The sequence below is a fragment of the Chitinophaga sp. 22308 genome (genome assembly GCF_052045305.1).
GTDB lineage: Bacteria > Bacteroidota > Bacteroidia > Chitinophagales > Chitinophagaceae > Chitinophaga > Chitinophaga varians_A.
On sequence record NZ_JBQEOP010000003.1, the window covers coordinates 742,375 to 754,644 of the forward strand.

General features: G+C 49.3%; 10 protein-coding genes. 5 read left to right on the forward strand and 5 right to left on the reverse strand.

Annotated elements, in window-relative coordinates; translation table 11 throughout:
• The first annotated feature begins 64 nt into the window (after positions 1-64).
• Complete coding sequence (locus ACTJJS_RS14855) at positions 65-700, forward strand: DUF922 domain-containing protein (protein ID WP_440664277.1); 636 nt, start codon at positions 65-67, stop codon at positions 698-700.
• A 50-nt stretch (positions 701-750) separates the two neighbouring features.
• Positions 751-2,172, forward strand: coding sequence for a S41 family peptidase (locus tag ACTJJS_RS14860; RefSeq protein ID WP_440664278.1), 1,422 nt, complete (start codon positions 751-753; stop codon positions 2,170-2,172).
• 69 nt (positions 2,173-2,241) lie between these two features.
• On the opposite strand, the gene ACTJJS_RS14865 is transcribed toward ACTJJS_RS14860, so the two are convergent.
• From ACTJJS_RS14865 to ACTJJS_RS14880, 4 genes are all read right to left on the reverse strand, one after another.
• Entirely contained in the window at positions 2,242-3,144 is a 903-nt protein-coding gene (locus ACTJJS_RS14865; RefSeq protein ID WP_440664279.1) for a M28 family peptidase, read from the reverse strand.
• A gap of 41 nt (positions 3,145-3,185) precedes the next feature.
• Positions 3,186-5,318, reverse strand: coding sequence for a ferrous iron transport protein B (gene feoB / locus ACTJJS_RS14870; protein WP_440664280.1), 2,133 nt, complete (start codon positions 5,316-5,318; stop codon positions 3,186-3,188).
• Between the two features lie 151 nt (positions 5,319-5,469).
• Positions 5,470-7,140, reverse strand: a complete 1,671-nt coding sequence (locus ACTJJS_RS14875; protein WP_440664281.1) for a PspC domain-containing protein — start codon at positions 7,138-7,140, stop codon at positions 5,470-5,472.
• 39 nt (positions 7,141-7,179) lie between these two features.
• On the reverse strand, positions 7,180-7,521 hold the full coding sequence (locus tag ACTJJS_RS14880) for a PadR family transcriptional regulator (RefSeq protein WP_078669713.1): 342 nt from the start codon (positions 7,519-7,521) through the stop codon (positions 7,180-7,182).
• Between the two features lie 394 nt (positions 7,522-7,915).
• Between ACTJJS_RS14880 and ACTJJS_RS14885 the strand changes: the two genes are divergently transcribed.
• From ACTJJS_RS14885 to ACTJJS_RS14895, 3 genes are all read left to right on the forward strand, one after another.
• A complete protein-coding gene (locus ACTJJS_RS14885; protein WP_440664282.1) occupies positions 7,916-8,209 on the forward strand; it encodes a hypothetical protein in 294 nt (97 codons plus the stop codon).
• 219 nt (positions 8,210-8,428) lie between these two features.
• A complete protein-coding gene (locus ACTJJS_RS14890; RefSeq protein ID WP_440664283.1) occupies positions 8,429-10,078 on the forward strand; it encodes a SulP family inorganic anion transporter in 1,650 nt (549 codons plus the stop codon).
• A gap of 84 nt (positions 10,079-10,162) precedes the next feature.
• Positions 10,163-10,837, forward strand: coding sequence for a carbonic anhydrase family protein (locus tag ACTJJS_RS14895; RefSeq protein WP_168870892.1), 675 nt, complete (start codon positions 10,163-10,165; stop codon positions 10,835-10,837).
• 215 nt (positions 10,838-11,052) lie between these two features.
• On the opposite strand, the gene ACTJJS_RS14900 is transcribed toward ACTJJS_RS14895, so the two are convergent.
• Entirely contained in the window at positions 11,053-12,186 is a 1,134-nt protein-coding gene (locus ACTJJS_RS14900) for a methionine aminotransferase (protein ID WP_168870891.1), read from the reverse strand.
• Between the last annotated feature and the right edge of the window lie 84 nt (positions 12,187-12,270).

The following is a 12,270-nucleotide window of genomic DNA, read 5'->3' on the forward strand; positions in this document are numbered from 1 at the left end:
TGGCATTTTCCTAATTTTAATCCTGTTGTCCACAGGTATGCCACCCTTATTACATATATTTTGTATGCTTTTTTTGCCCTTCGGGCAGATGAAAACGCACATGCCTCCTGCTTCTCCTCCTAAAATCACCACTACCCTGCTGGTATTCGAAGACAGGGAAGATCCGGACAACGTTCACTCAGACACCCTCTTTTATTCGTCCGCCCGTAAACTGCGCTGGGATGACTTCAGGGGCAAGCCCTCTCCCGCCGGGCCCAGTGCTGCAGTGTCCTATACCAGCTTTTCCTACGAGGGCGCCAGTGCTGTAACACACGACACATTGAGAATCAAGCTCATCATGCAGGTGTTCTTCATCAAAAGCGCATCCTGGGCAAGGGACGACGCCCGTGACAGCTACGCCCTGATGCATGAACAGCTGCATTTCGATATCACCCGGCTGGTAGTGGAACGGTTTAAACAAAAACTTCGGCAAACAGCATTGAACCGGGACGACTATGACAGTGTTATACAATATCAGTATCTCCAATCCTTTCAGGAAATGAACCGCATGCAGTACGCCTTCGACCGCGACACCCATCACGGTACCAATATGGCTGCGCAGTTACGTTGGCGGGATAAAATTAATCTGGGCCTGAAAAACAAAGGGGTCATGCCGGAAGAACTTGGATACGATCTCTTTGGTAACTTTGGTCCACAATAGTATACAACTCTTGTTCGTTTAATCATTCGGGTTATCCTAAAATTGCTGCTATGCAACCAAATCGACGCTGCTGGCTGACCGCCGGCTTCCTATTTATCGCCCTGCTTTCCGCCTGTAAAAAGAAGGACCAGGCCGGCCCGCAAAGGCCACAAGCCAATATCAACGATAGTATCTTCTCCGTATTTAAAGACATTTACCTATGGACAGACGTTATCCCCGATTCAGCGACCTTTAAACCGGAAAGTTATGCCTCCGTCCAGAGCATGTTCAGCTCGCTGATCACCATGAAAAAGAACAATACAAATGGCCAGCCGCTCGACAGGTACAGCTTCATCGATGATGGCACCACCTCCCGCGCCCTGCAGGGCGACATTTTAGGGGACATGGGTTTTGAAGTTGGCTATCAGACAGATAATACCCTCTACGTAATATATGTGTACCCCGGCTCACCGGCAGACAAAGCCGGCGTCCAGCGCGGGTGGCAGCTCCTCAGTGTGAATGGGAACAGCAGCTTTCAGGTAGGTCCGGCGACAAACAACATGCTGAACGCCGCCTTCGCCAGCAAAAGCGCCACCTGGGTGTTCCGCAAACCGGATAATAACACCCAGACAAGCACTCTCGCACCAGCTGCGTATAAACTCAATCCCATTCTTTACGCCAATACCTACAACTTTAACGGCACCAAAGTGGGTTATTTTGTTTTCAACAACTTCGTAGCCCTGAATGATGTGAAGCCCACCTTCGACTCGCTGTTCAACGCCTGGGCCCAGGCCGGTGTTACCCGCGTGGTGGCCGATTTGCGCTACAATGGCGGCGGCCTCCTCGAAACAGCGGAATACCTGGCCAACAACCTCGCGCCGGCCAGCGCCAACAATAACGTGATGTATACACAATCATTCAACAACAACGTAAACACCAACAACTACAGTTATATCTTCCGGAACATGAAAGCGGTGCCGTATAGTCCCAATACATACTGGACCGAGATTTTCCGGCAGGAATCCACCACCTACAGAAGCACCAGTTTCCAGAAACAAGGTTCCCTGGCCCTCACCAACCTCAGCTTCCTTGTTACCAATGGTACCGTATCCGCCAGCGAACTGCTGTACAATGTGTTGAAACCGTCCATGAACCCTCATTTGATCGGCGGCACCACCTACGGTAAACCGGTAGGCTTCATCAATATTACCTTTGGACAGTATGATATGTATGCTGTTAGTTTCCAGACCTTCAACTCAGCTGGCGAAGGCAGCTACTTCAGCGGTATTGCTCCTACCATCAATGTAACTGACGACTATACGACCAACTGGGGTAATCTCAACGATCCGTTGTTGCGTACCGCCCTTACTGACATGGGCATTCCGGCGTCGCAGCTGGGCAGAATGGCCGCCACCGAGCTTAATACAAACCGGATTGGCGTTCTGCGCCCGAACAACCGCTTCCAGGGCATGATACAGACTTTGAGAAACTAATCACCTGATATACATGGAAAGGCCTGAGCAGATACTGCTCAGGCCTTTCCATGTATATCAGTATGTTCGTTAATTCAATTCAGTATCTATCTGCTTTGTCATCTCCAGGATCGTCCTCACTGCCTGATAATAAAAGCGATGGTTAATATGGTCATATTCATCCGTTAACTGGTGGTAGTCAGGATGGTCTTCCACTCCGAAATACAGGAAAGGTATTTTCTGTGCATGAAAAGGTCCCTGATCACTCTGGTTGGTCCAGTTCTCGCTACCGCTGCCGGAAACATCATGCCCTGCCAGCAGTTTAATACTGCTTTGGGCAGCGGCTGCATCGATGAATTTTTTCAGTTGTGGATAAGGCGTGGAGCCTGCCACATACAGTTCATTCTTATCATTATGCGAAACCATGTCCATATTGATATTGAGCCGTATGGTACTGAGTGGTACCGGCGGCTGTTGGACAAACGCCCGGGAACCCTGCAGTCCTTCTTCTTCCCCGTCAAAAGCAACAAATAACAAGGTGTATTTAGGTGGGTTCTTTTTAAAATATGCTGCCAGCGCCAGGATGGTGCCTACGCCCGACGCATTATCATCTGCACCGTTGTAAATGCTGTCCTGAGCAGCATTGGGCTTCCCGATGCCAAGGTGGTCGTAGTGTGCGGAAATAACTATTACATCGCTGCTCTTGCCCGGTATATAGCCGAAGAGATTAGTGCCCATGACCTTTTTATTTCCCTCCTGAAAATAAAAGGGGTACTCGTAAGTGTCGTGATAAGGAGTGATACCAATCTGTTTAAACCGGTCGATAATATAAAACTGGGCCAGGCGGCTGCCGCGGGTCCCGGTTTTTCGGCCTTCAAACTTATCGGCGGAAAGGGTACGCACGTCTTTCAGCAGCTGGGCAGAATCAACAGAAGACTGCGCCAACAGTGGCCCTGCAAAAAGCAGCAATAAGCTGTAACAAAGCATTTTCATAGTAATGCAATTTCGTGAGCATTACTGCAATGTACAAGATATTATTTGAAGATATTAAAGATGATCAGACTGCAGATATAGGCCAGTGATGTCATATAAACCAGCTGTATAAAAGGTATTTTCCACGACTTCGTTTCTCTTTTCACAATGGCCATGGTGCTCATGCACTGCATGGCAAATGCATAAAACAGCATGAGCGAAAGTCCTGCCGCCAGCGTGTATACCGGCCGGCCATCCGGCCATTTGGCAGAAGCCATTTTTTCGCGGAGGGTGGCATTGTTATCGTCCGGATTTTCACCAACGCTGTAAAGGGTGGCCATGGTGCCTACAAATACTTCACGGGCAGCAAAAGACGTGATCAGCGCGATCCCTATTTTCCAGTCGAAGCCCAGCGGGCGGATAGCCGGTTCGATGGAATGACCGAGGATGCCAGCGTAGGAGTGCGACAGTTTTTCAGAACGGAATTCGCGGTCCAGCGCTTCCGCTTCCGGAGAGCCTTCCGGCGCGGCGGCGATCAGTTTCTCATATTTCGCATGCAGCGGCTCCATTCTGCTGGCGGGCCCGTAAGAGGCCAGGAACCAGAGGATCACGGAAATCACCACGATCACTTTACCGGCATCAGTAACAAAGATTTTTGCTTTTTCCACCATGGTGGTGCCTACATTTTTCCAGCGTGGTGCGCGGTATACCGGCAACTCCATAATGAAGTAGCTCTTTTCCTTGATACGCACAAACAGCTTCATAACGGCCGCTATCAGGATAGCCATGAAGAAACCAAGCAGGTAAAGGCCCATCATCACCAGACCTTGCAGGCCCAGGAAGCCTAGCACCCTTCTGTCGGGGATGACCAGGGCGATCATCATAGTATAGATCGGCAACCGCGCAGAGCAACTCATGAGCGGTGTGACCAGTATAGTGATGAGGCGTTCTTTTTTGTTTTCGATGGTCCGGGTGGCCATGATAGCGGGTACAGCACAGGCCACGCCGCTGATCAGCGGCATCACGGACTTCCCGTTGAGCCCTACCTGCCGCATCAGGCGGTCGGTGAGGAAACTTATACGCGCCATATAGCCGGTATCTTCCAGTACGGTGATGAGCCCGAACAGGATCATGATCTGAGGGATGAACACTGCAAATCCGCTGATACCGGCCAGAATGCCGTTTACAAATACATCTGTGATCTTGTTATCAGGCAAAACAGATGTCAGCCAGCCGCTTAATTTACCAAAACCGGCTTCAATGGCGTCCATTGGGTAGGAAGCCAGCCAGAAGATGCTCTGGAACAGCAGGAACATCACCACCAGCAGGATAACATAGCCCCAGAAGCGGTGTAGCAGCAGATCGTCTATTTTTTCTGAGCGCAGTTGTTTCTGCAGCGGGTCTGCTTCCACGACGGAAGCTTTCATGATATGTTTGATGCGGTTGTACCGCTGCATGATTTCTTCCGCCTGTACTTTGGTTTTATTGAATTGGTTTCGCTGCAGTGATTCCCGGATAGCTTTTTTCTGTCCGGCGTCGAGGAATGTCAGTTCTTCTGTGTTCACGGCAACGTGCAGGGCGCCGTAGTCGCTACAGGCAGGTACTACTTTTTTTACATCATCGATCACCGCTTCGGCCAATGCGGCATTGCCGATAAAATCACGGGGGGCCGCGCTATAATTGCCGCGGGCTGCCAGCTCGATGATTTTTTTGAGTTCGGTCACCCCTTTGTTTTTGCGGGGATTGATGGCCACTACCGGCACCCCCAGTTCCCTTTCCAGCCCGTCGATATCTATTTCCACGCCTTTCTTGCGGGCAATGTCCATCATGGTGAGGGCAATGATCACCGGAAATTTGAGGTCAATGATCTGGGAACAGAAGAGGAGGTTACGTTTCAGATTGGAGGCATCGGCAACAATGATCACCAGGTCGGGCGTGTCTTCATTCGCCGGGTTGATCAGTACATCGTAGGTCACATATTCATCCGCACTTTTAGGGTACAGGCTATACGTCCCCGGAAGGTCGATAACGTTGGCTGAAAGTCCCGAAACAATGTTGGCCGTTCCGGTTTTCTTGTCTACCGTCACCCCGGGAAAGTTGCTGACTTTCTGATTTAACCCGGTGAGTGCGTTAAAAAGGGAGCTTTTTCCACTATTAGGATTTCCTACCAGCGCGATGTTTATTGGTGCCTGCATTCCTTATCTTATCCTCTTTTTTTAATGTTAGAGCCGAATACACAAAGTTAAACATTAATCTTCCTGGGTAATGATCGGATCGGGAAAAAAGAAAGCGGGGCAGACCAGAAAGGCCTGCCCCGCTCCCATTAGAATGGCAGAAAATATGTAACTATCTGTGTGTAGTGTCGTTACCTTTATAGTGGTAAGTGTTCTCTACGGAGTCCCGTTCGATTTTCGGGGTAGTGTTTTCTTCAGTGACACCATCCGGGGTCATTTTCAGACGGGTATGGTTCCGTCCATGATCATCATCAGCATCCACTCCGATAAACCACTCGTCGTCGTCATTATAGCGGCGGCCGTATTTATCGAAAGAGAAATGGCGGTAGATTTCGTCATCGATCTCCAGGTTTTTGCCTACCGGCACTTTCACCACCATCAGCAGGCGCTGGCCACGGAAGGTAGAATGAGGCGGCAGGGAGAAGCCCTGCGGGATGAACAGCACGGAGTCCTGCTGCCGTACGCTGAAATGGATATCGCTTGCCAGTTGGTTGGCCTGTGCCAGGGTACGGCCCTGTGAGTAGCGGTACAGTTCCACGCCAAAGCTGTCAGTAGTGCTTTTTTCCACTCTCAGTTTCACGAGGTTGATCATGGTAGTATCGTCGGCCACGATCAGGTTATCATCAAACCAGCTGAAGTCGTCGCCGTTGAAGATACCCGGCGCTACGCGTAGTGCCAGTTTATTATGGGACGGCTGTTGAACGGCCACCACTTCTGCAGGGAGGTTACTGCGCCGTCTGAAATCTTTTGCCAGGGAAGCGCCTACGATTCCGGCGAACACAAGGCCCAGCAGCCAGAGGAACACCAGAGTGTAACCGGCATAGCGGCTGCCTTGTTTCACACCTGTCAGCTTACGGACGATGAAGATCAGCAAGGCTACCACGGGTATGCCCAGGAGCAGCACGATGGCTGGCCAGAAGAGATAGCTCTGTGCGGAATGGGCGGTGAGCAAAAGATTTTTCAGGGGGAACAGGGCCGCAGAAGAAATCGCGATCGCTATACCAGTGACGATCAGGCAGATCAGTATGACTACCGCAAGGAAGTAAAAGAATCCTTTGGTCACGAAAACCAATACTTTTCCCAACCCTTGTGCAAGGTTTACAAAAAAGCGTTCCAGATCATTACCTACCTGCTTTCCGCGGCCCTGCGAAAAATTTTGGAAATCTTTTCCAACATTTTTCATCTGGTCTTTCATGCTGCTTAATTCTTCCTGGATGGTAGCCCTGATATTGTTCAGGTCTACCTTCTCGCCGCGCATTTCCAGTTTTTCCGCTGCAGTGTCAGCAGAAGGCGTTGCCACCCACAGGATAAAATATACCAGTACACCGGTACCGAAGCCACCAATGGCCAGCAGTACGAAGATGATACGGAAGATCACCGGATCTACATTGAAATAAGCGCCCAGGCCGCCGCATACACCACTCAGTACCTTGTTTTCCGGATCGCGGTAGAGCCGCTTGCGGGGACGGGGCACAAACTGGTCCGCGTTGCTGTCCTGTGACTGCGCACCGCTGCCGGGAACATCATCAAACTGTTCCGGTGTGCCCATGGACACTTTTACAGCAGCCACGTCTTCATCGGTGATACAGTGAGCGCCTTTTTTCAGTTTATCCTGGAACAACTCGGCAATGCGGCTTTCGATGTCGGCCACAATTTCATCGCCTCCTTCTTCTTTAGAGAAGTAGCTCTTCAGGCTGTCCAGATACTGGCGCAATGCTTCGTAGGCAGTATCCTCAATGGGAATCAGCCGACTCGACAGGTTTATGTTGATAATCTTTTTCATTTTGTTGGTTCTTTTAGATTTTAGGTTTAGGTATATTCACTACAGCGGTGCGCTGTTTTGTTGTGTTAACTGATGGACTGCATTGGCCAGTTCGTTCCAGGTGCTTTCCAGTTCCCGGTAAAAGGTTTCCCCTTTGTCAGTCATGGAAAAATATTTTCGTGGGGGGCCGGAGCTGCTTTCTACCCATCTGTAGGTGAGCAATTCTGCATTTTTCAGCCGTGTCAGTAAGGGATATAAGGTACCCTCCAGGATGTCCAGCTTTGCCTCTTTCATCTTTTCAATGATGTCTGACGGGTAAGCTTCTCCTTGCTTGATGACGGACAGAATGCAAAACTCCAGCACTCCCTTCCGCATCTGTGACTGTGTGTTATCAATGTTCATGGCAAGTGAGCTTTAAATTGTATAACGTAATGGTGGTTTTTGATTTGTAACAGTTGAGGACCTGTACACCTTCCTTCAACTTTACGATACAAAAATAGGAATTATTTACTACTATGCAATACACAATACCATAGAAAGCAAAATAACTTGCTTAGGATATTACTGCCAATGAGGTCAAAATCCGCTACCGTAGGCCATCTCGGGAGAAAATGATAAAAACACGTTTAAAAAACAATGTGACAAGCGGTAATTATAAAGGATAAACGGGTTTTGGTGATTTTTGTGGTTAAAACCCTCCGCCAATCATCACTAAATTGCTTTAACATTTTTTTAATTACCGTACCTTAGTATATATGGTTTTGCTCATTTACTTTTGTATCAGCAGTTAATACACATGAAGAAAATTATCGGCATATTCCTTTTGGGACTTATGATCTCCCAATTGCTTCCCATCAAGGAGGTAGGAAAACTGCTGTTTAATAACCAGATTGTGGAAGAACATCCTGTTGATGCAGGAAATGATCATGTAAAAATTGCGAAGGAATTAAAATTCTGTAAGCAATTTGATACCCTGCAGTTTAATCCGATTTTACTCATTGGCGTTTTGCATCCTCTTTTAATGGAGGATATCCCCAGCAATCCTGCCCAGGAAATCCACGCTCCCCCTCCCAACATCTTCAGAGCGTAATTCAAGCCGGCTACTGTCATTACAGTCAGCGCGGATTTTCCATTTATTTATTGCAAGCATTTATTATCTCAGGCATTCCGGGACCATCGTGTATCTGTTAACGTGATACCCGTATTGGTGCCCCAAAGGATGCGTCATCTGTATCTGTAATTACTTCCGCGACGGTAGCGATAGCTGCTGTCCGGCATCGCGATCCTTTAACGGAAAAATGCATTTTTTATGAACAAGCAAACATCGTTATTCTCCAATATCAAGGGGGACTTTTCTGCAGGTCTCGTTGTTTTCCTCATTGCCGTGCCGTTGTGTCTGGGCATTGCCCTGGCCTCCGGCGCTCCGCTCTTTTCCGGTATGATTGCCGGGATTGTTGGCGGATTGGTAATTGGATTTTTCAGCGGCTCACAACTGAGCGTCAGCGGTCCGGCGGCAGGCCTTACTGCCATTGTGCTGACCGCCATCACCAAACTGGGCGCATTCGACATCTTCCTGCTGGCCGTTGTCATCGGAGGTTGCCTGCAACTGATACTGGGGCTCATCAAGGCGGGAACCGTGGCCAACTACTTCCCTTCCAACGTGATCACCGGTATGCTGGCAGCCATTGGTATTATTATCATCCTGAAACAGCTTCCGCATGCCTTCGGTTATGACGCCGAAAATGAAGGCAGCATTGCCTTTTTCCAGGCCGACGGGGAAAATACTTTCAGCGCGCTGCTGTCCACGCTCAATCATATTAGCATAGGTGCAACTATTATCACCCTCATATCCATTCTTATCATTCTGTATTGGAGCAAGATCCCCAAAGTAAACCTGGTACCAGCACCACTCGTTGCCGTAATAGCCGGTATTCTGCTGAACCGCGCCTTTGCAGGCAACGAAGTGCTGGCCCTGGGTGCTAAACACCTGGTTAGCCTGCCCGTGCCACAGTCGTTTTCCGACTTCCTCGGACAGTTCACCTTCCCGCGCTTCAGCGCCATCACTGACAAGGAAGTGTGGATCACAGGTCTTACCATTGCCATCATTGCTTCTGTAGAAACACTGCTCAACGTGGAAGCGACCGACAAGCTGGACCCGCTGAAGCGCCACACCTCCCCTAACCGGGAACTGAAAGCACAGGGCATCGGTAACATTGTGAGCGGCCTTATCGGCGGCCTGCCTATTACTTCCGTAATTGTGCGTTCCAGCGCCAACATTAACGCTGGCGGCCGTACGAAAATGTCTACCATGATACACGGCTCCCTGCTGCTGATCTGTGCGGCACTTATTCCCATGGTGCTTAACATGATCCCGCTGGCCACGCTGGCCGCGGTACTGCTGGTGACCGGTTACAAACTGTGTAAACTGCAGGTCTTCAGGGAAATGTTTAAAAATGGCAAATACCAGTGGGTACCATTTGTGGCCACCGTTGTCTCCATCGTGTTTACAGACCTGCTGATTGGTATTGGTATCGGTATGGCCGTGAGCGTACTGGCCATTCTGCGTGGTAATATGAAGAGCTCCTATTATTTCCGCAAAGAAAAATACCAGACCGGCGACACTATCCGCCTGGAACTGGCACAGGAAGTATCTTTCCTGAACAAAGCCAGCATCCTGCTTACCCTGGACCATTTGCCTGCGGATACTACGGTGGTGATAGATGCCCAGAAAACAGCCTATATCGACTTCGATGTTTTGCAAACCATCCGGGAATTCAAAGACATCAAGGCGCCACAAAAAAATATTACCGTCATCCTGGTGGGATTTAAGGACGTATACAAAATTCCCAACACCCCCGGGAGCCTGGTAGAAGAACATGCGCGGAAAGCTAACGGGCACGTACACACTATTGCAGCCGGCAATCACAAGGAATTATTAAAAGAATTACAGTTGAACTAAACGGCTTATAGCGTAAATAGAGGCAAGAGAAACCGGAAACCATGCTCTCTTCCTCACTTCATTCACCCATCAAAACGAACAATCATGAAAACATTGAATAAAGTATCACAGAGTGAGATTACACCTACACAAGCTTTGGAATTATTGAAATCAGGTAACCTGCGTTTTGTGGACAACCTCCGCATCAACCGTAACCTGCTGCAAATGGTAAACGACACCCGCGACGGGCAATGGCCGATGGCGGCCATTGTAAGCTGTATGGACTCTCGCACTTCTGCTGAACTGGTATTCGACCAGGGCCTGGGCGATATCTTCAGTATCCGCCTGGCGGGCGCCGTGATCTCTGACAATGTGCTGGGAAGCCTGGAATATGCCTGCAAAGCTGCCGGCTCCAAGTTTATTGTAGTACTGGGACACACCAAATGCGGCGCCATCTGTGGCGCCTGCGACGCGGTGGAAATGGGCAACCTCACCGGTCTGCTGAATAAAATCACCCCGTCTGTTTTTGCGGAAAAAACTGTTACCGAAAACCGCACCTCCAAAAACCCGGAGTTTGTGCAGGCCGTGACGAACATTCATATTGAACGCTCAGTGCAGGCTATCATGGAACAGAGCCATATTCTGCGTGACATGATCCTGAAAGGGGACGTAGGTATCGTGGGCGCCATGTACGATGTGGAAACCGGCGTTGTCAACTTTATGGAACACACGCTGATCCTGAAAAAAGATAAGGAAACGGTACCGGCCATGGCCGTTTAATAAAAGTCTCCTTGTGAGGAGACGTATGTTTGCTTGTGATATTAATGGGGCCGAGATAGCCAGGCCAGGCCGGTTTTTATAGGGGTACCTGTCTGGCGGCTGTCGAAGCCCCATTATATCTTGTCATTTGCGTATTTTTTATTTTGATATTTAGCGGGCGTCTGAGGAGCGTAGATTCCTAAACACATTGACTAAATTTCTCAATAATTAAATGCCTAAATATTTCTAAGGCGTGCTGCCGCCTGTTCCAGCGTCGTTTCTTTTTTGGCAAAACAGAAACGCACTACATGATCATCTTTGCCATCGTGGTAGAATGCGGAAACCGGAATCGCCGCTACGCCAAATTCTTTGGTCAGGCGGGTGGCAAATTCCTTGTCTCCTTCCGAAGATATCTGATCATACCGCATCAGTTGAAAGTAACTTCCCTGACTGGCCAGTGGTGTAAACCGTGAGCCGTTCATCAACTCCAGAAAATAATCTCTCTTTTGCTGATAAAATGCCGGCAGTTCCAGGTAATGTGCCGGTGTTTCCAGGAACTCGGCCAATCCGTACTGCATCGGTGTGTTCACTGAAAAACAAAGGTACTGGTGTACCTTCCGGTATTCCTTCATCAGATGCTCGGGCGCAACGCAATAGCCCATCTTCCAGCCGGTATTGTGAAAGACCTTTCCAAAGGAGAAAACGACAAAGCTGTTTTTATAGATGGCAGGATAACGCAGCACACTGAGATGGCGGGCGCCGTCAAATACGAGGTGTTCGTATACTTCGTCTGATAGTACCAGCAGGTTATGTTCTGCTACCAGCTTTTCCAGTTCGGCCATGTCCTCTTCCTGAAGAATGCTGCCGGTAGGGTTGTGGGGTGTGTTAACCATGATCATGCGGGTACGGGGAGTGATCTTGCGGCGCACCTCCTGCCAGTCAATCCGGTAATCCGGGAAAGAAAGCGATATCAGCACCGGTTTGCCACCGTTGACCAGCACATTGGGGATATAGCTGTCATATGCCGGCTCGAATATGATCACTTCATCTCCCGGATGAATGTAGGTGGCAATAGCCGTATAAATGGCATAGGTGCCGCCTGGGGTGATGGTGATGTCGGTGTCCGGGTTGATGGTTTGCTGGTACAGCGATCTGATTTTGGCAGCGATAGCCGTGCGGAGCTGCAAGAGGCCGGGCATGGGCGCGTATTGATTGTGCCCCTGTTGCATGGCCTGGTTGACCATTTCCTTTAGTTCATCGCTGCAATCGTAGTCGGGGAAGCCTTGTGACAGGTTGATGGCTTTGTGTTCCGCTGCCAGGGCTGACATAACGGAAAAAATGGTGGTTCCTGTGTGTGGTAATTTGGACATACATAAATCAATTACGAATTACAAATTACGAATTACGAATTAGGAAGTCCCTCTTCCTTTGTATTAATTCGTAATTCGTAATTT